This is a genomic window from Citrobacter sp. Cb004 (assembly GCF_030337065.1).
Classification (GTDB): Bacteria; Pseudomonadota; Gammaproteobacteria; order Enterobacterales; family Enterobacteriaceae; genus Citrobacter; species Citrobacter braakii.
Map to the genome: position 1 here is coordinate 164,580 of NZ_JAOWCH010000070.1, position 19,443 is coordinate 184,022.

Here is a 19,443-nt window from a genome sequence, read left to right on the forward strand (position 1 = left end):
AAAATCAGAAACTCGCGTTAACCCCAACGTACGGGCCGTCAGCAATCGCGTTATCGCGGTTACCGTCTTTGCCTGCCAGGTTCAGGTAGCGATAACCGGCTTCAATGCTCAGCGGACGCATAATGGTCAGACGCGCACCTGCATTCGCTTCTTCATAGCTGTCGATACCGCTGGAAAGAGAATCGGGAGAGTAATAATACTCGCCAAACAGGCGGAGGCTGTCGCCAATCGGCCACTGCAAACCGCCACCGACCGCCGCCGCGTAACCCTCGTCACCATCATTCGGGTTAGTATAAATGCCTTTCCCACCGACCGTTGCCAGCAGCGGACCGAGAGGAATATTCAGACCCAGACCCAGACCGGCCGCATCGCCGTCGTCATCGTTATGCATCCAGTTACCGCTGACGGCCAAACCGGTGGTCTCAGTACCCATACCGAACCCCAGGTTGGTGTAGTCTTCGCCAGCCTGGCCGCTGATGCTAATCGCGCTCGCCGACGCGGAAACAAACAGCATTCCGGCAAAACCCAACATTAAACTTTTTTTCATTTTCTATCCTTTCCAGCAAGAATCAAAACATAGCCCCAAAACCGGTGAATTGTACTGTTAGATCACGAGGAATCAATGCACTAAAAAAGCGATGCAATAACATATTGTAAGCAAATACTACTCACAAGATTTAGATAAGGTTAAATTCTTGTAGCAATTACGCCACTGATGGCAGCAGAATGCCATTTTCTACAAACATCCTGTTTTCCCTGGCAAAGCGGCGTTATTCGTCGATGAAGCGTTTTTTCTACCGCCAGCAAAAGGTAAGATGCGTGCACGATGGAATTTTCTATACCTCCCCTACAAGGATTCGACTTATGCGCCAAAGAACAATTGTTTGCCCATTAATTCAAAACGATGGCTGTTATTTACTGTGCAAAATGGCTGACGACCGCGGTGTGTTCCCCGGTCAGTGGGCGCTTTCTGGCGGCGGCGTTGAACCGGGTGAACGTATTGAAGAAGCTTTGCGCCGTGAAGTAAGAGAAGAGCTGGGCGAACAACTGGTGTTATCAGATATTACGCCATGGACCTTCAGTGACGATGTTCGCACCAAAACGTACGCCGATGGCAGTCAGGAAGAGATTTATATGATTTATCTCATCTTCGATTGTGTGGCGGCTAATCGTGAAGTGAAGATTAACGAAGAATTCCAGGCATTCACCTGGGTTAAAGCGGAAGATCTCGGCTCTTACGATTTAAATATCGCCACGCGTAAAACGTTAACCTTGAAAGGGTTACTGTAAATCATCATTTTAATAACGGCATATAATTAGCATTCTTAATAGCGACATTGCGCTCATCAGTCTGCAGATAACAGCAATGTCGCCCAAACTACTCAAGAAACTACATGATCTTTTTTCATTAAGATAAATAAAAAATACGCTATTCCTCTCTCTTTCCCAAACCTTAAACTCTTAAGGATAAATTAACCTTCCGTCATTACCCTTTGAAGCCTGATGAAATAATTAACGACGCCCCTGTTTATCACTAAAAATAAAACGTCGGTGGCGTTAAATGGCTTGAAGGAATAATGATGTCTGACTTTTTGCCTTTCTCTCGCCCGGCAATGGGGGCTGAAGAACTTGCTGCTGTGAAGACGGTTCTGGACTCTGGATGGATAACCACCGGCCCGAAAAATCAACAGCTGGAAGAAGCCTTCTGCCAGCTCACGGGAAATCAACACGCCGTCGCCGTCTGCTCCGCTACGGCAGGAATGCACATCACGCTGATGGCGCTGGACATCGGTGCAGGCGATGAGGTCATTACACCGTCAATGACGTGGGTTTCTACTCTCAACATGATTGTCCTGTTGGGTGCGACGCCAGTCATGATCGACGTCGACCGCGATACGCTCATGGTCACACCGGAGCAAATTGAGGCCGCCATCACCCCGCGAACCAAAGCCATTATTCCGGTACATTACGCAGGCGCCCCCGCCGACCTGGACGCGATTTATGCCATTGGCGAACGCTATGGCATTCCGATTATAGAAGATGCGGCCCACGCCGTAGGGACGTTGTATAAAGGTCGTCATGTCGGCGCGCGCGGCACGGCAATATTCTCGTTTCACGCCATCAAAAATATTACCTGCGCCGAAGGCGGGTTGATCGTTACCGACGACAGCCAGCTTGCCCAACGGCTTCGCAGCCTGAAGTTTCACGGTCTGGGCGTTGATGCCTTTGATCGACAAACCTATGGCCGGGCGCCGCAGGCCGAAGTGCTTGCGCCAGGGTACAAGTACAACCTCACGGATATCAATGCCGCCATTGCGTTGGTACAGCTAAATAAACTGGAACACCTGAACTCACGCCGGGCGCAAATTGCCCGCGAGTATCAACAGGCGCTGGCCGATACGCCATTTCAACCACTGAGTCTCCCCCAGTGGGCGCACGTTCACGCCTGGCACCTGTTCATCATCCGCGTTGACGAAGCCCGCTGCGGTCTGAGCAGAGATGCCTTAATGGAGGCGTTAAAGGCCAAAAATATCGGCACCGGTCTGCATTTTCGTGCGGCCCATACGCAAAAATATTACCGCGAACGCTTCACTACCCTTTCGCTCCCCAATACAGAATGGAATAGCGCGCGCATTTGCTCACTGCCGTTATTCCCCGATATGACCGCCGATGACACCCAGCGGGTAATTACGGCACTTCACGAGATTGCAGGACAATAACCATGTTTGAAGCAGCACCGATCAAAAAAGTCTCGGTGGTCATTCCCGTTTTTAATGAGCAGGAAAGCTTACCGGAGTTAATCAGACGTACCAGCGCTGCCTGCGAAAAATTGGGCAAAGACTATGAAATTTTGCTAATTGATGACGGCAGCAGCGACCATTCCGCACAGCTGATGATGGACGCTTCCCAGGCACCGAACAGCCACATTGTTTCTATTTTATTGAATCGCAATTACGGGCAACACTCGGCGATTATGGCCGGTTTCAGTCATGTCACCGGCGACGTGATCATCACACTGGATGCCGATTTGCAAAACCCGCCGGAGGAGATCCCACGGCTGGTCGCCACCGCAGATGAAGGCTTCGATGTGGTCGGCACGGTACGTCAGAACCGTCAGGACAGCGTATTTCGTAAGACCGCCTCACGAATGATTAACCATCTGATTCAGCGCACCACCGGTAAAGCGATGGGCGACTACGGTTGCATGTTACGCGCTTATCGCCGCCACATCGTCGATGCCATGCTGCATTGCCAGGAGCGCAGTACCTTTATCCCGATTCTGGCCAACATTTTTGCCCGGCGCGCTACGGAAATCCCGGTACACCATGCAGAGCGAGAATTTGGTGACTCCAAATACAGCTTTATGCGTCTGATCAACCTGATGTATGACCTGGTGACCTGTCTGACCACAACGCCACTTCGTATGTTGAGCCTGTTGGGCAGCGTAATCGCCGCCACTGGCTTTACCTTGTCTATCCTGCTTGTGGTTCTGCGTCTGACGCTCGGTCCACAGTGGGCCGCGGAAGGGGTATTCATGCTGTTTGCCGTCCTGTTTACCTTTATCGGCGCACAGTTTATTGGCATGGGTTTACTCGGCGAATATATCGGTCGCATCTATAACGATGTCCGCGCCCGCCCCCGCTATTTTGTTCAACACGTTATCCGCCCACAAACCACGCAGCCAACCGAGGAAAACCGCGCATGAAAGCCATCGTATTTGCCTATCACGATATGGGATGTCAGGGTGTCCAGGCTTTGTTGGATGCCGGTTATGAAATCGCTGCCATTTTTACGCACACTGATAATCCGGGCGAAAAAGCATTTTTTGGATCGGTTTCCCGCCTTGCCGCCAGCGCCGGAATTCCGGTTTACGCCCCGGACGAGGTCAATCATCCCTTGTGGATTGAACGCATTAGCCAACTGGCGCCGGATGTTATCTTCTCGTTCTACTATCGTCATTTACTGAGTGATGAGATCCTCAGTCTTGCGCCTGCCGGGGCTTTTAATCTGCATGGTTCGTTGCTGCCGAAATACCGTGGTCGCGCGCCGCTGAACTGGGTATTGGTCAATGGCGAAACCGAAACCGGCGTCACGCTTCACCGCATGGTCAAACGCGCGGATGCTGGCGCCATTATTGCCCAGCAGCGCGTCGCTATTTCGCCAGATGACGTGGCGTTAACGCTGCACCATAAATTGTGCCAGGCTGCGCGTCACCTGCTGGAACAGGCACTGCCCGCGATTAAAACCGGGGATTATGCAGAACGCCCCCAACAGGAAGCAGATGCTACCTGTTTTGGTCGCCGTACACCGGAAGATAGCTTCCTCGACTGGAACACACCTGCCGCGGAGTTGCATAACCAGGTCCGCGCCGTCAGCGATCCGTGGCCGGGCGCATATAGCTATGTCGGTACACAAAAGTTCACCGTCTGGTCATCGCGCGTTTGCGTAAATAACTCAGCGGCCCAACCGGGTACCGTCATCTCCGTTTCTCCTTTGCTGATCGCTTGTGGCGATGGCGCCCTGGAAATTATTACCGGACAAGCTGGCGATGGTATTGCAATGCAAGGGTCGCAACTGGCGCAGGTTCTGGGCCTGGTACCAGGTTCTCGCCTGAACAGCCAGTCGGTTGCCACCACTAAACGTCGTACACGCGTGCTGATCCTCGGCGTTAATGGCTTCATTGGTAACCATCTGACCGAACGCCTGCTGCAAGAAGATCATTACGAAGTGTATGGTCTCGATATTGGCAGTGACGCCATTGGGCGTTTTCTGCAGCATCCGCGATTCCACTTCGTCGAAGGCGACATCAGCATTCACTCCGAATGGATTGAATACCATGTTAAAAAATGCGACATCGTGCTGCCGCTGGTGGCGATCGCAACGCCAATCGAATATACCCGCAACCCGCTGCGCGTATTTGAGCTCGATTTTGAAGAGAACCTGAAAATCATTCGCTACTGCGTGAAATACCGTAAGCGCATCATTTTCCCGTCAACGTCTGAAGTCTACGGCATGTGTACCGACAAAGTCTTCGATGAGGACAGCTCGAATCTGATCGTCGGTCCGGTGAATAAACCACGCTGGATCTACTCCGTTTCCAAGCAGTTGTTGGACCGCGTAATCTGGGCATACGGCGAAAAAGAGGGATTGCGTTTCACCCTGTTCCGGCCATTTAACTGGATGGGACCGCGTCTGGACAGCCTTAACGCCGCGCGTATCGGCAGCTCACGCGCCATTACCCAACTGATCCTCAATCTGGTGGAAGGTTCACCGATTAAGCTGATTGAAGGCGGCAAGCAAAAACGCTGCTTTACCGACATTCGGGATGGTATCGAAGCCCTGTACCGCATCATTGAAAACGAAGGCGGACGCTGCGACGGTGAGATTATCAACATCGGTAATCCGCAGAACGAAGCGAGTATTCAGGAACTGGCAGAAATGCTGCTTACCTGCTTTGAAAAACATCCATTGCGTAACCACTTCCCGCCGTTTGCCGGTTTCCGCGACGTCGAAAGCAGCAGCTACTATGGTAAAGGTTATCAAGACGTTGAACATCGTAAGCCCAACATCCGCAATGCGAAACGCTGCCTGAACTGGGAACCCACCATTGAGATGCAGGAAACGGTAGAAGAGACGCTGGACTTCTTCTTACGCAGTGTGAATATCACGGAACACACATCATGACCCAAGTCGGCTTGCGCATAGATGTCGATACTTTCAGGGGGACGCGCGAAGGCGTACCCCGCCTGCTGGAGTCATTGAACCGACATAACGTGCGGGCAAGTTTTTTCTTTAGCGTTGGACCGGACAACATGGGACGCCATCTCTGGCGTCTTGTGAAACCACAATTTCTGTGGAAGATGCTGCGCTCAAACGCCGCATCACTTTACGGATGGGATATATTGCTGGCGGGAACCGCCTGGCCGGGAAAAGAGATCGGCCTGGCCAACGCGGCGATCATTGCGCAAACCGCCCTGATTCATGAAACTGGTTTGCATGCCTGGGATCACCATGCCTGGCAGGCGCGAAGCGGAAACTGGAATGATAAACAGCTGATTGATGATATTTCACGAGGCATCACGGCCCTTGAAACTCTTATCGGACAACCCGTCACTTGTTCTGCCGTTGCCGGATGGCGTGCCGACGATCGCGTCGTCCACGCCAAAGAAACGTTCCATCTGCGTTATAACAGCGACTGTCGGGGAACGTCGTTATTCCGTCCGGTGCTGACATCCGGGAAAACAGGTACGCCGCAAATTCCCGTCACGCTACCCACCTGGGATGAAGTGGTTGGTCAGGAAGTCCAGGCGGTGGACTTCAACGCTTACATTCTCTCCCACATCCAGATGAGCAGAGGAACACCGGTGTATACCATTCATGCGGAAGTTGAAGGCATCGCCTTTCAGCAGAATTTTGACGAGCTGCTTACTCGCGCCGCAGACATGGGGATAACATTTTGCCCGCTCGGCGACCTGTTACCGGACGATGTCAGTTCGCTGCCAACAGGGCAGATCGTGCGTGGCAAAATACCCGGCAGAGAGGGATGGGTCGGCCGCCAACAACCGGTGAGTATGACAAGATGAAATCTACTGTCCGCTACACCCTGGCATTTATCGCTTTTATTGCGCTGTATTTTATTCTCCCCATCAACAGTCGCCTGCTGTGGCAGCCTGATGAAACGCGCTATGCCGAAATCAGTCGGGAAATGCTGACCTCTGGCGACGGGATCGTTCCGCACTTTTTAGGGCTGCGGTATTTTGAAAAACCGATTGCCGGATACTGGTTAAACAGCATCGGGCAATGGCTGTTTGGCGCCAATAATTTCGGCGTCAGAGCAGGAGCCATCTTTGCCACTTTGCTGACGGCGCTAATGGTAGCCTGGCTTGCCATGCGGTTGTGGCGGGATAAGCGCACCGCCGTACTCTCTTCGGTTATCTTTTTAACGTTTTTTTCGGTTTACAGCATCGGCACCTACGCGGTACTTGATCCCATTATTGCGCTCTGGCTAATGGCGGGCATGTGCTGCTTTTGGGAGGGGATGCAAGCCACCAGCAGAACGCGCAAAATTACCGCCTTTCTGCTGTTAGGGTTAACCTGCGGCATGGGCGTGATGACCAAGGGTTTCCTGGCACTCGCCGTTCCTGTGCTCAGCGTACTGCCGTGGGTTTTCGTACAAAAGCGCTGGAAAGATCTCATTATCTACGGTCTGCTGGCAGTAGTCGGTTGCATCGTGACTGTGCTGCCTTGGGGAATAGCGATTGCCCGGCGTGAGCCGGATTTCTGGCATTACTTCTTCTGGGTCGAACATATTCAACGCTTCGCGCAGGAGGATGCCCAACATAAGGCCCCCGTCTGGTACTACATTCCGGTATTGGTAGCTGGCGCATTACCGTGGCTCGGGCTGCTCCCCGGTGCGCTGCGTACGGGCTGGCGTGAACGGGATGTTCCGCGCAGCGCACTGTACCTGTTAAGCTGGATTATCATGCCAATCCTGTTTTTCAGCATCGCGAAAGGAAAACTGCCGACCTATATTCTTTCCTGCTTCGCACCGCTGGCAATATTGACGGCGCGTTTCGGCCAGCAGGCCGCGCAAAAAGGTGCAACCGCGCTGCGCGTGAATGGCTGGATCAACGTTCTGTTCGGTGTAACCGGCATTGTCGCCACGTTTATTGTTTCTACACTGGGTCCATTAAAGACGCCGGTCTGGTCGCATATCGAAACCTATAAGGTATTTTGTGCGTGGGGCATTTTTATCATCTGGACGCTCTTTGGCTGGTATACGCTAAATAACCGCGAGAAGAACTGGACGTTCGCAGCGTTGTGTCCATTAGGCCTGGCACTGTTGTTTGGCTTCTCCATTCCTGACCGGGTGATGGAATCTAAACAGCCACAATTTTTTGTCGAGATGACCAAAGAGTCGCTGGAGTCGAGCCGTTATATTCTCACCGACAGCGTTGGCGTCGCCGCGGGGCTGGCCTGGAGCCTGAAGCGTGACGACATCATAATGTACGGACAAACGGGCGAGTTAAAATATGGCCTTAACTACCCGGATGCCCAGGGGCGTTTTGTCGGTCGGGGGAACTTTGCCGAGTGGTTAGCGCAACATCGTCAGCAAGGAAACATTACGCTCGTGCTCACAATTGATAAGGATGAAGATATTAATCGACTTGCTATCCCTCCCGCTGACTATATCGATAATCAGGGGCGCCTGGTCCTGATTCAGTATCGGCCGAAATGATCTGGATAGCCTTAGTTCTCGCCAGCCTGCTCAGCGTCTGCGGTCAGTTATGCCAGAAGCAGGCGTCGCGACCCGTTCCCGTTCAAGCGCGAAAGCGCCACATTACGCTATGGATTGGGCTTGCTCTGGCAAGTCTCGGTCTGGCCATGCTGCTATGGCTGGCGGTGCTGCAGAACATTCCGGTCGGCATCGCCTACCCCATGCTGAGTCTTAATTTTGTATGGGTGACTCTGGCTGCCTGGAAAATCTGGCGCGAACCCGTCACCCCGCGCCACTGGCTGGGAGTGGGGTTAATCATCACCGGCATCTTTATTCTTGGGAGCGCGGTGTAATGGGCATCTTTTGGGGATTATGCAGCGTTATTATCACTTCAGCCGCCCAGTTGAGTCTTGGCTTTGCGATGGATAATCTGCCGCCAATGCTGCAGCCGCAGCAATTCATTTCCGCCGTATTCTCTCTTAGCGTCGGCGCATTTGCTTTGTATGCCGGACTGGCAGGGTATTTACTGTCGGTGATTTGCTGGCATAAAGCGCTGCACCAGCTCGCACTGAGCAAAGCGTATGCCCTGCTCAGCCTGAGCTATGTACTGGTGTGGGTTGCATCAATGATCCTGCCCGGCTGGCAGGGAATATTTTCAGCGAAAGCGCTCGCCGGAGTGCTGTGCATCATGGCAGGGCTACTGACGATTTTTTTACCTTCACACCAGCGCCAACCCTGAGATTATTTATCTTCAGACAGTCGTAACAGGCGTTCCCATTCCTCGCACGTGTACTGTCTGGCATCAATTATTTTGATTAACCGTGAGGTATCGCGATTAATGCAATACAGTGCATCTTTCAGCGGTGAAAGGAGGTCTCCGGGCTTAACCCACTCGGAAGAGTGCGCCTCAGCCAGCATCTTTAGCGAACCGCCGCCATCACAAAGTACGATATAGAGCCTGCCTGCTTTTTTGTGACAGCAAGACTTCTTCACATGCCATTCCATAGCGCACCTTTTGTTAAAAAATTTCACAACAGGTTACACATTAGCAGATAAACAAAATGACAATAGCGACTCAATAGCGAAAGTGAGAAATGTAATTACTGTTTGCTTAATTTTAAGAATGAAGCACTTACCCAATCTGACAGCGCACGACGAGAGATTTTAATCCCTCCGGATTTTAGTTCGGGTGGCAATGTCAGCCAGCATACCGGTTGCTGAAAGCGGGCCAGCTTATCTTTCACCCACTCTGCCAGATTGGTGTCACCCGCATTGGTGTCATACTCAACGACCGCCACCGGGCGATGACCAAACTCTTTGTCTTCTATCGGCACAATGAAGGCTTGCAGAACATGCGGATGCGCAGCAATCACGCGTTCCACCTCTTCCGGCTGTATGCCTTCCCCGCCGCTAAAGAACAGATTGTCCATCCGACCGACAATGGTTAACTTGCCGTCCTTCAACACCCCGCGATCGCGGGTGGCAAACCAGCCTTCCGCGTTTACTAAAGGAATCAGTTGCCCGTTACGCCAGTAACCTTGCGCCATGCTGGCGGCACGCAGCCAGACTTCACCATCAACGATTCTGACTTCTCTGCCTGCCAGGGGCGACCCCACATCTGCCAGGCCATCCGCTTCTTTCGCACAGACCGTAGAAGCAAACTCCGTTAAACCGTAACCGCACCAGCAGCGAATCCTTTGCTCGCGCGCCTGTTCCGTCAATTCAACAGGAATTGCCGCGCCACCCAGGAGCACTGCTTTGAGCGTTACCGCCGTTTTGTTGACCAGCAGGCGCCACAGCTGCGTGGGCACCAGCGAAGCATGAGTGCATCCAGCCAGCATTTGTTCCAATGGTTGCTTGTCGCGCACGGTCATTCGTGCCCCGGCAAACAACCAACGCCACAAAATACCCTGGCCGGAAACATGAAACAGCGGCAGCGAGAGCAGCCAATCATCTTCAGCGTCAAACGGCATTAATGACAGCACGCCCTGCGCGCTTGCCAGATGAGCCTGACAGGTATGCACCGCCGCCTTTGGCAATCCGGTAGAACCTGAGGTTAACGTCATCGTGCTCAAACGCTGGGGTAACCACGCGGCGGCATGCTTGCCTGGTACTGCCTGCATCTGCAACGGATGGAGTCCCGCGAGAACATTAGCTGCCTCAAGATCCAGCGCAAAACGCAGCGTTAAGCCCGGGACCAGCGCGTCAAGCAGCGATTGAGGCAGCTGTGGGTTCACAGGTAAAACCCGCGCCCCACATTGCAGCAATGCCAGCCAGGCCAGCAAAGCACGTGGATGATTCCAGGCGCGAAGCAGGACGCCATCGCCCTCTTCCACGCCCTGAGCGGCAAAACCGCTGGCCAGATGGTCAACGCGCGTGCAGAGCTCGCTCCAGCTTAATACTTCATCGTTGAGGCGTAGAGCAGGCACCTCTGCACGAACCTGTCGCCAGTGACGCCACGGCCAGTCATCGGGTTGTACCAGGCCCGATATGCTTACGCTATCGGGCATTTCCCGCTGGGTCATAGCAGGCGTTCCAGCGCATCAACATCGATACACGGCAATGCGCTACCCGGCCAGGTGCGTACCTGCTGGCACTGCATCAGGCTCAGGGTATCCAGCCCCGGAATGGTCTGCGGCGTCAGCCAGGCGGCAATTCGCGCCAGTTGGGTTAAGCCCAGGCTCGACTCGATCGACGAACTAATAACAGCGGTGAGACCAAGCGCATGCGCCGCTGCCACCTGTTCGCGCACTTTATCGAGACTACCCGTCAGCGTAGGTTTGATAACCACTGCCTTGACGCCCTCTTCGGCTTCGAAGAGGAAATCCGCTTCACGCAGGCTTTCATCCCAGGAAATGGCAATGCCGGTTTCACGCGCAAAAGCACGAGAGTCATCGCGGGTTTTGCATGGTTCTTCGAGAAAAGCGATGCGCCCGCGGTACTCTGGATTAACGTACTTCGCGAACTGCTGGGCTTTCAACGGCGTCCAGGCTCGGTTAGCGTCAAGCCGTAAATGCAGCTCCGGGATAGCCTCAAGCAGCAGGTTGGCGACCATACCGTCACGAACCGCTTCATACAGTCCGACCTTGATCTTCGCTACTTTTTCACCCGGCATGTCCGCCAGTTGCAGTACCAGATCATCAGGATCGCCCGTACACAGCGGTGCTGCACGGTAGTCTGCGTCTTCTGGCAATACGCCAGCCAGTTCGGCCAGCGCACAGCTTGCGCCAAAGGCGACCGAAGGCAGCTGCGGTAAGGAAGAATCCCCCTGTAGCCAGCCGTTGACCCAGGACAGCAGCTCGGTTTGCGCCTCTTCCCAGCTCTCCTGACTGAAGCCCGGCAGCGGGGAGATCTCTCCCCACCCTTCGCGCTCGCCGTCACAAAGGCGAACGTACAGCCCGTCACGCGTTTTTAACCGCCTGTCGCGCAGAATCACCCCCGCGTCCATGGGGATCTGCCAGCGGTATACCTGCGCGCTACGCATTACGGATTCCGTTTAAATTTGCTGAAATCCGGCTGACGTTTCTGGTTAAAGGCGTTACGGCCTTCCTGACCTTCTTCCGTCATGTAGAACAGCATGGTGGCGTTACCCGCCAGCTCTTGCAGACCAGCCTGACCATCGCAGTCGGCGTTCAGTGCAGCTTTCAGGCAGCGCAACGCCATCGGGCTGTTTTGCAGCATTTCACGACACCAGCGTACGGTCTCTTTTTCCAGATCGGCCAGCGGAACCACGGTGTTTACCAGGCCCATATCCAGCGCTTGCTTCGCATCGTACTGACGGCACAGGAACCAGATTTCACGCGCTTTTTTCTGACCGACAATACGCGCCATGTAAGAGGCACCCCAACCGCCATCGAAGGAACCAACTTTCGGACCGGTCTGGCCGAAGATGGCGTTTTCAGCCGCAATGGTCAGGTCACACATCATGTGCAGCACATGGCCGCCGCCGATGGAAAAGCCTGCAACCATCGCCACTACCGGCTTCGGACAGGTACGAATCTGGCGCTGGAAGTCCAGTACGTTCAGGTGATGCACACCGGAATCATCCTGGTATCCGCCGTAGTCACCGCGCACTTTCTGATCGCCACCCGCGCAGAATGCTTTGTCGCCAGCACCGGTCAGAATAATCACGCCAATGTTGTCATCATAGCGAGCATCCGCCAGCGCCTGGATCATCTCTTTCACGGTGACCGGACGGAAGGCATTGCGTACCTGCGGACGATTAATGGTGATTTTTGCGATACCGTCGGTGGATTTCTCGTAGAGAATGTCGGTGTAGCCTTCAGAGCAATCGTGCCATTCTACCGGTGCGTAAAGCATTGTTTCATCAGGATAGATCATAAAATGTCCTATAGTCAGCGATGCAGAATCTGAGCCAGACAGTCCACCACGCCAGCGGGATTGTCCCGATGCGCGTTGTGTCCGGCATTACGAATCACATGGCTTGGTACGGATATTTCCGCCGCCAGAGCACGGAATTTATCGTCACGTTCACCACATAAATAATAAAACGGAAATGTGCGCGTAGTGAGTTGCGCACGTAAATCAGGTTGTACGGCTAGCGAGGTGGCCTCCAGCATCGCTGCCAGCGTATGCCCGTTATTCTGGCTACGCAGTGCGACCAGCGCTTCTCTTTGCGCCGCATTCAGCGAGGGAAAAACCGGCTGTTGATACCAGTCAATAAACACCTCGCACAACGGCTCAGCGCGAAAACGCGCAGCCCAGCGACCATCAGAGAGGCGACGCTGAACGCGCGCCTCCTCACTTTGCAAGCCTGGATGTCCACCTTCAACCACCAGACCGCACAGCCCTGGCATCTCCTGACAAGCCGCCATCATCGCGACTCTGCCGCCAAGAGAGTAGCCTACTAGCCAGTATTTAAGTATGTTGTAACTAAGTAACGTGTTACGCAGCAAAGCGCTTACGTCGTCGAATCCGCTCACGCTGATGTCAGCGGAGCCACCGTGTCCCGGCAGGTCGATATACAGCCGCGAATAATTCTTAAACGCTTCGCCAACCGTCTGCCATTCCCGACAATCACCGGAAAAACCGTGCAGGAAAACCAGCCAGGGAAATCCCGTTTGGCCCACTTTCGCCTGCGCGTGCAGGATCATAGATGGCTTACCTGCGCCAGCAGTTGCTGCAGGGTTTGCGCCCCATCAGTTTCGTTTACTACCAGCTCAATCACCGTTGCCGCCGGAGTACGCCAGGCGTTAGTCAGCGCGCTCTCCAGTTGCTCCCAATTTTCCGGGCGCTGGTATTTAAGGTTAAACATGGCGGCAGCATGCTCAAAATGCACGTTCTGCGGCATCAGGTAGAACCGTTCGCGTTCGCTTGCTGGCGTCGGCAACAGGGAAAAAATTTGCCCGCCGTTATTATTGACCACTATCAGGACAAACGGCGCGGAAACCTGGCGCAATAACGCCAGCGCATTGAGGTCATACAGCGCAGATAAATCGCCGACGATAGCCAGCGTCGATTTCGCACTGGCACGCTGTACGCCTGCTGCCGTTGACAGCAGGCCGTCAATGCCGCTCGCGCCACGGTTGCTATAGACCGGGTAACCCGCCGGAAGCTGCGACAGCGCATCAATCAGGCGCACCACCAGACTGTTACCCACGAACAGTTGCCCCTGCTCCGGCAAGTATTCGCGGATACGGTGGGCTAATTGCGCTTCACCAAACGCGTCGCGACGGGCTTCTACCGCCTGCCAGGCCAGTTGCGCCAGGCGTGGGATCTCCACGCACCAGGGCTGACGTTTCTCCGCCGGATGCAGCTCCAGCCAGTCGCCAACCGCCGCTACCAGCCTGCGCCCACGATGGTGAGCTGGATCAAGGCGGCCTTCGATATTATCGACAATCCAGTATTCCTGCGGATCACAGCTGGCCTGCCACTGCAGGAGCCGTTTTCCGGTCAGGCTACTGCCAAGCTGCACCACAATCTGCGCCTGCTGTAATTCAGTGACCGCTTTCGCATTTCCCAGCCACAGGTCGGCGCACGGCAAAGGTTGTCCGGTTTGTGACAGAACATCGCCAATCAGCGGCCAGCCTAGCATCTGCGCCCACTGCGCAACCTTTTTGCCCTCTTCCGCGCTCATGCGGCCTGCAACAACAACGCCGCGTTTTTGTCGCCAGAAAAACCAGTCACGCTGTTTGTCGCTTTCCAGTCGACGCGCTTCACGCAGCCAGGGTTTATCATCCTGCCACCAGTCGCCAAGGCGCTGCTGCCAGTCAATCCCCGTTTCGTCCATGTCGCCATACAGCGGTTCCGCAAATGGGCAATTGATATGAACCGCCCCGCTATGCAGCGCAGCTAAGGCGTTATCAATGGTGGATACCAGCCAACTAGCCGGAATGTTCTGGGTCGGGCGCGGTAAAGAGAGCGTTTGCGATGGATGCGAGGCAAACATTCCGGCCTGACGAATCGCCTGGTTAGCGCCGCAGTCGATAAGCTCAGGAGGTCTGTCAGCCGTGAGTAGAATCAGCTTTTCACCGGTCAGGCCCGCTTCAATCAACGCGGGATACAAATTTGCCACCGCCGTACCGGACGTCACTATCACAGCGACAGGCTGCCGGCTGACTTTTGCCAGACCTAAGGCCAGATGCCCAAGGCCACGTTCATCAAAATGAGTATGGTGAATAAAAGCCGGGTTTTCCGCAGCCGCCAGAGTCAACGGTGTAGAACGAGAGCCAGGGGCAATGCAGACATGCCTGACGCCGTGGCGAGTGAGTGCTTCCAGAATGACCGCCGCCCAGCGTCGGTTAAATGCGCTTACTGACATGAGATTGTCCGGTATCAATATTGCGACACAGTATAAAGAATCGAATAAATGGATTTTTGATATGAGTCGGTAATATACAACTCATTACCCTTCCATCTGTAATAAAGTGCGCAGTCCTGCCGCTTTATTGTCTATTTCTTGCCATTCCTGTTCAGGATCTGAACCACGCACGATCCCTGCCCCGGCATACAGGCGTACCACGTTTTCACTAATTTTCGCCGATCGTAATGACACGCAAAACTCGCTTTGGCGCAGAGAAAGGTAACCCGCAGAACCGGCATACCACTCGCGTTCAAACGGTTCATTATGTTGGATAAATTCACGCGCCAGCTCACGCGGAATACCTGCGACTGCCGCCGTGGGCTGGAGCTGCATCAGACAAAGCGTATCATCAGCCTGATTCAGTTCCGTCCAGATACAGCGGCGCAGGTGCTGCACTTTGCGCAGTCTAAGCACCTGCGGCGGCAGCACATCAAGAGTTTGCGTACAGCCTTGCAGACGCTGGCAAATATCTTCGACCACCAGCATATTCTCGCGCTGGTTTTTATCATCTTTCATTAGCCATTCCCCCAACTGCCAGGCCCGATGATCCTCAGGGTGGTTGGCAACAGTTCCCGCCAGCGCCTCGGTGCGCAGCGCCGTGTCACGCCGCCGATACAAACGTTCAGGGGAAGAACCAAGAAACGCACACTTTGCGGAGAACGCCATAAAGAAATGGTAGCAGTTCAGGTTTAGACGACGACTGGAAGCCATCACGGCCGCGGCGTTAACCGACTGGGAAAACTGTAAATCGGTCGCCCGCGCCAGCACGACCTTATCGAGCTGTTCCCCATTGATCGTTTGCGTGGCGAGCTTTATCAGGTCTATCCAGCCAGTTTTATCCGGCCAGTTCTGTTCTCCCGTCAAACGCAGACGCAATGCGGGCAGCGGCTTTACGTTAGCGAGCGATGAGATAAACGCCACCGCCTGCGCGGCGTCTTCACGCAGCGACACGTCGCTAAAGAGATGTAAGCGTAAGCTCGCCACCCCGGCGCAACGTCGCCACTCCAGCCGTGGCAATAACAAATGGCCGCGCTGAGGCTCAAAGGCATTCAGGCCCCAGATACGCAGGTCAGGATTATCATCATGCTGGTGTAAAAAATGCTGGGCTAATTCGAGCGAGGAAAATGTGGCAACAGCGCCCAGTACGGCGGCTTCTTCATCGCCATTACGCTGTTGCCAGTAAAACTGGGGCCAGACAGGTTGACTGGCCAGCCATCCTAAAGCGTCAAACGCATCATTCAGTGGGAAAGGGATATCGTAAATACGAATTCCAGGTGCTGCTGGTATCTCTTGCGACAAATGACGCATCAGACTTTCCAGCGCAGTAGTGATTGAATGCACGCGGACCTCTCCCTGTTAAAAACCTCACATTATACGGGGTACTGAGCAGAAAAAGCAGTACCCCCAGTTAGGGAGTACGTACAAATGCGCTGACGGAATGGAATTTATCGCCGTGCTAACAATAATCCCATCACTAAACCGACCGTGGCACCAACGCCGATTCCGCGCCAGGGTTTTTCATGCACATAATCATCCGCCCGGCAAACGGCTTTCTTCGCGCGGTAATAGTAGCTGTCAGAGGCATGGCTGACGCGATTTCTCACCTCTTCTAACGCCCGCTCTGCCCGCGCTTTTAACTCAAGGTATTTTTGATCGGCTGGATCGCCGGAAGAACGCAGCACCTCCTCCAGCGTTTCACTCAATAATTCCAGATCGTCATCGATACGTGATTCATAAGAATGAAAAGACATTTTATTCTCCCTTTCTATTGACGTACCCGCTAACTATAGACAATCAGGCGTGTTTGCGCCTGTTTACGCCTGATGTGCTTCCCGCGCCATTCCGACGTGTGGAATACCGTCTTCGTCATAGATATCCGTGACCGGCACAAAGCCAAAGCGCGCATAGAATGATTGCAAATGTGCCTGCGCCCCCAGATACAGCGCCTTGTGCGGCCAATGCTGCGTACAGGAGGCCAACGTCTGAGTCATTAGCTGTTGCCCCAATTTTTCACCCCGCAGCGCTTCGCTTACGATCACCCGCCCAATGACGACCGGCTCAAGTTCATCATCGCTTTTCAGAATCCTCGCATACGCCACCAGTTCATCGTTATGCCAACCCAGAATGTGCCGGTTTTCACCACTGAGGTCATCACCATCCACATCCTGATACGGACACCGTTGCTCAACAACAAATACCGCACAGCGAAGCTCAAGAATGGCGTACAACTGCTGTGTATTGAGCTTTGCATGGTGGAGATCTTGCCAGTGAATCATAGTCTGCCCCTTTGTTGTGATAACCTGAACACCCTGCCTTATTGATGGCGAAAAGTGTAACGCGAAGATGGAATTACTATTTTTAGGCACGTCTGCGGGAGTCCCCACGCGCTCACGCAATGTAACGGCAATTTTACTGAATCTGCAACACCCGACTCAGGCGGGGCTGTGGCTTTTCGATTGTGGTGAAGGAACGCAGCATCAGATGCTGACCACGCCATTTAACCCTGGAAAACTCGAGCGTATTTTTATCAGCCATCTACACGGCGATCACCTGTTTGGTTTACCGGGGCTGCTGTGCAGTCGCTCAATGGCCGGGAACGTCCAGCCACTGACGCTTTACGGACCAAAGGGATTGCGAGAGTTTACCGAAACGGCTTTGCGTTTGAGCGGCTCCTGGACCGATTATCCGCTGGATATTGTCGAAATCACCGCGGGTGAAATTGTTGATGACGGCCTGCGTAAAGTAACGGCGTACCCGCTGGAGCATCCGCTGGAGTGCTACGGTTTTCGTGTTGAAGAGCACGACAAACCGGGGGCACTTGACGCCAGCGCCTTGAAGGCGGCTGGTGTTAAAGCGGGCCCGTGGTTCCAGGATTTGAAAGCCGGGAAAACCATCGTGCTGGAGGATGGTCGAGCGATTAACGGCGCCGATTTTCTCGGCCCTGCCACCAGAGGAAAATCTGTGGCTATTTTCGGCGACACAGGACCTTGCGCGTCCGCCATTGAACTGGCACGCGGTGTGGATGTGATGGTACATGAAACCACACTGGACTCCTCAATGGAGGAAAAAGCCAACAGCCGCGGTCACAGCTCGACCCGACAAGCCGCCCAGCTGGCGCTTGAGGCCGGAGTGGGACGCCTGATCATGACCCACGTTAGCTCACGCTACGATGAAAAAGGTTGTCAGCGGTTACTCGAAGAGTGCAAAGCGATATTTCCAGACACTGAACTGGCTCACGATTTCGCCATTTTCACCGTTTAATGCTCCATTTTTCCGCCTCAGTGCCGATAACAGTGGAAAGGCTGGCTTTCACACTGAGGACAGGATGAACAATTTCCAGAAAGATATTGATGACAGGACAAACCTAACCCTGTCTAACCGTTTTGAACTGCTGCTGTTTCGCCTTGGCAAATCCGTCGAGGAGCAGAAATCAGAACTGTTTGGCATCAACGTATTCAAACTGCGTGAAATCGTACCGATGCCGACCTTTACGCGTCCCGCAGGTATGAAAGCCCCGTTGCTGGGTATGGTTAACATTCGCGATCAGGTGATCCCGGTGATTGATCTGCCTGCCGTCGCGGGCTGTAAGCCAGAGACCGGACTCAACATCCTGTTGATCACGGAATATGCCCGCAGCGTTCAGGCGTTTGCGGTGGAGTCGGTAGAAAACATTATGCGTCTGGACTGGCAACAGGTGCATACCGCCGAAAAAGCCGTCAATGGTCGCTACATTACCAGTATCGCCTGTCTGGACGACAACAAAGAGACTAACAATCTGGCGCTGGTGCTCGATGTCGAACAGATCCTGTACGACATCGTACCGTCGAACCACGACCTGCGCGCAACAGAGCTGAAAACCAATAAGTTCAACATTACGCCGGGTGCGGTGGCGATTGTGGCTGATGATTCCAAAGTGGCTCGCGCGATGCTGGAAAAAGGGCTTAACGCCATGGAGATCCCACACTTGATGCATGTGACGGGCCAGGATGCGTGGGAAAAGATACAACAGCTATCTGAAGAAGCAGAAGCGGAAGGTAAACCAATCAGCGAGAAGATTGCGCTGGTGCTCACCGATCTGGAAATGCCGGAGATGGACGGTTTTACGCTTACCCGTAAGATAAAAACCGACGAACGCCTGAAGAAGATCCCGGTCGTTATCCACTCCTCACTTTCCGGTAGCGCCAATGAAGATCACGTACGCCGAGTGAAAGCAGATGGTTACGTGGCCAAATTCGAAGTCAATGAGCTGTCTTCAGTAATTCAGGAAGTGATGGATCGCACAGCGAAAGGCATCAGCGGCCCGCTGGTGAGCCGTCAACTTTCGGCCTGACACCCCAGCAACTTGAAGTATGACGAGTATAGACAGGTAAAAAAAAGAGTCTGGACATTGTCCAGACTCTTT

Annotated in this window: 20 protein-coding genes; 10 read left to right on the top strand and 10 right to left on the bottom strand. The window is 53.8% G+C overall.

Translation table 11 applies throughout. The annotated features are described in order from the left end of the window. Positions 1-4: 4 nt before the first annotated feature. On the bottom strand, positions 5-547 hold the full coding sequence (locus OGV65_RS22070) for a YfaZ family outer membrane protein (protein ID WP_016153812.1): 543 nt from the start codon (positions 545-547) through the stop codon (positions 5-7). Positions 548-864: 317 nt separating this feature from the next. On the opposite strand from OGV65_RS22070, the gene nudI reads away from it, so the two are divergent. The 8 genes from nudI (at position 865) to arnF (ending at position 8,957) form a co-directional block, all read left to right on the top strand. Then, complete coding sequence (gene nudI, locus OGV65_RS22075) at positions 865-1,290, top strand: nucleoside triphosphatase NudI (protein ID WP_200046878.1); 426 nt, start codon at positions 865-867, stop codon at positions 1,288-1,290. A gap of 290 nt (positions 1,291-1,580) precedes the next feature. Next, a complete protein-coding gene (gene arnB / locus OGV65_RS22080; RefSeq protein WP_200049403.1) occupies positions 1,581-2,720 on the top strand; it encodes a UDP-4-amino-4-deoxy-L-arabinose aminotransferase in 1,140 nt (379 codons plus the stop codon). A 2-nt stretch (positions 2,721-2,722) separates the two neighbouring features. Further along, the gene (gene arnC, locus OGV65_RS22085; RefSeq protein ID WP_049281478.1) at positions 2,723-3,706 is read left to right on the top strand and encodes an undecaprenyl-phosphate 4-deoxy-4-formamido-L-arabinose transferase; all 984 of its coding nucleotides are present in this window, start codon (positions 2,723-2,725) and stop codon (positions 3,704-3,706) included. Beyond that, complete coding sequence (gene arnA / locus OGV65_RS22090) at positions 3,703-5,685, top strand: bifunctional UDP-4-amino-4-deoxy-L-arabinose formyltransferase/UDP-glucuronic acid oxidase ArnA (RefSeq protein ID WP_286455420.1); 1,983 nt, start codon at positions 3,703-3,705, stop codon at positions 5,683-5,685. The genes arnC and arnA overlap by 4 nt, the downstream gene beginning before the upstream one ends. Next, a complete protein-coding gene (gene arnD / locus OGV65_RS22095; RefSeq protein WP_286455421.1) occupies positions 5,682-6,584 on the top strand; it encodes a 4-deoxy-4-formamido-L-arabinose-phosphoundecaprenol deformylase in 903 nt (300 codons plus the stop codon). The genes arnA and arnD overlap by 4 nt, the downstream gene beginning before the upstream one ends. Beyond that, positions 6,581-8,239: a lipid IV(A) 4-amino-4-deoxy-L-arabinosyltransferase gene (arnT, locus tag OGV65_RS22100; RefSeq protein ID WP_103766574.1), complete on the top strand. Its 1,659-nt coding sequence runs from the start codon at positions 6,581-6,583 to the stop codon at positions 8,237-8,239. The genes arnD and arnT overlap by 4 nt, the downstream gene beginning before the upstream one ends. Continuing rightward, complete coding sequence (gene arnE / locus OGV65_RS22105) at positions 8,236-8,571, top strand: 4-amino-4-deoxy-L-arabinose-phosphoundecaprenol flippase subunit ArnE (RefSeq protein WP_286455422.1); 336 nt, start codon at positions 8,236-8,238, stop codon at positions 8,569-8,571. The genes arnT and arnE overlap by 4 nt, the downstream gene beginning before the upstream one ends. Next, positions 8,571-8,957, top strand: coding sequence for a 4-amino-4-deoxy-L-arabinose-phosphoundecaprenol flippase subunit ArnF (arnF, locus tag OGV65_RS22110; protein WP_016153820.1), 387 nt, complete (start codon positions 8,571-8,573; stop codon positions 8,955-8,957). The genes arnE and arnF overlap by 1 nt, the downstream gene beginning before the upstream one ends. Positions 8,958-8,959: 2 nt before the next feature. Here the strand turns inward: arnF and pmrD are convergent, their stop codons facing one another. The 9 genes from pmrD to OGV65_RS22155 form a co-directional block, all read right to left on the bottom strand. Continuing rightward, positions 8,960-9,223, bottom strand: a complete 264-nt coding sequence (gene pmrD, locus OGV65_RS22115; protein WP_047416297.1) for a signal transduction protein PmrD — start codon at positions 9,221-9,223, stop codon at positions 8,960-8,962. 95 nt (positions 9,224-9,318) lie between these two features. Beyond that, on the bottom strand, positions 9,319-10,743 hold the full coding sequence (gene menE, locus OGV65_RS22120) for an o-succinylbenzoate--CoA ligase (RefSeq protein WP_286455423.1): 1,425 nt from the start codon (positions 10,741-10,743) through the stop codon (positions 9,319-9,321). After that, a complete protein-coding gene (menC, locus tag OGV65_RS22125) occupies positions 10,740-11,702 on the bottom strand; it encodes an o-succinylbenzoate synthase (RefSeq protein ID WP_286455424.1) in 963 nt (320 codons plus the stop codon). The genes menE and menC overlap by 4 nt, the downstream gene beginning before the upstream one ends. Further along, positions 11,702-12,559 (bottom strand): 1,4-dihydroxy-2-naphthoyl-CoA synthase, encoded by an 858-nt coding sequence (menB, locus tag OGV65_RS22130; RefSeq protein WP_003027671.1) that lies wholly within the window; start codon positions 12,557-12,559, stop codon positions 11,702-11,704. Before menB ends, menC begins: the two co-directional genes overlap by 1 nt. Positions 12,560-12,573: 14 nt before the next feature. Beyond that, complete coding sequence (gene menH / locus OGV65_RS22135) at positions 12,574-13,332, bottom strand: 2-succinyl-6-hydroxy-2,4-cyclohexadiene-1-carboxylate synthase (RefSeq protein WP_286455425.1); 759 nt, start codon at positions 13,330-13,332, stop codon at positions 12,574-12,576. Further along, entirely contained in the window at positions 13,329-14,999 is a 1,671-nt protein-coding gene (menD, locus tag OGV65_RS22140) for a 2-succinyl-5-enolpyruvyl-6-hydroxy-3-cyclohexene-1-carboxylic-acid synthase (RefSeq protein ID WP_279263967.1), read from the bottom strand. Before menD ends, menH begins: the two co-directional genes overlap by 4 nt. An 84-nt stretch (positions 15,000-15,083) precedes the next feature. Continuing rightward, a complete protein-coding gene (menF, locus tag OGV65_RS22145; RefSeq protein ID WP_200080066.1) occupies positions 15,084-16,382 on the bottom strand; it encodes an isochorismate synthase MenF in 1,299 nt (432 codons plus the stop codon). Positions 16,383-16,486: 104 nt separating this feature from the next. Beyond that, on the bottom strand, positions 16,487-16,792 hold the full coding sequence (elaB, locus tag OGV65_RS22150) for a stress response protein ElaB (RefSeq protein WP_003027683.1): 306 nt from the start codon (positions 16,790-16,792) through the stop codon (positions 16,487-16,489). A 63-nt stretch (positions 16,793-16,855) separates the two neighbouring features. Then, positions 16,856-17,317, bottom strand: coding sequence for a GNAT family N-acetyltransferase (locus OGV65_RS22155; RefSeq protein WP_016153827.1), 462 nt, complete (start codon positions 17,315-17,317; stop codon positions 16,856-16,858). A gap of 67 nt (positions 17,318-17,384) precedes the next feature. Between OGV65_RS22155 and rbn the strand changes: the two genes are divergently transcribed. Next, positions 17,385-18,302, top strand: a complete 918-nt coding sequence (gene rbn, locus OGV65_RS22160; protein ID WP_016157040.1) for a ribonuclease BN — start codon at positions 17,385-17,387, stop codon at positions 18,300-18,302. Between the two features lie 64 nt (positions 18,303-18,366). After that, positions 18,367-19,371: a chemotaxis protein gene (locus tag OGV65_RS22165; protein WP_016157041.1), complete on the top strand. Its 1,005-nt coding sequence runs from the start codon at positions 18,367-18,369 to the stop codon at positions 19,369-19,371. The last annotated feature ends 72 nt before the right edge of the window (positions 19,372-19,443 follow it).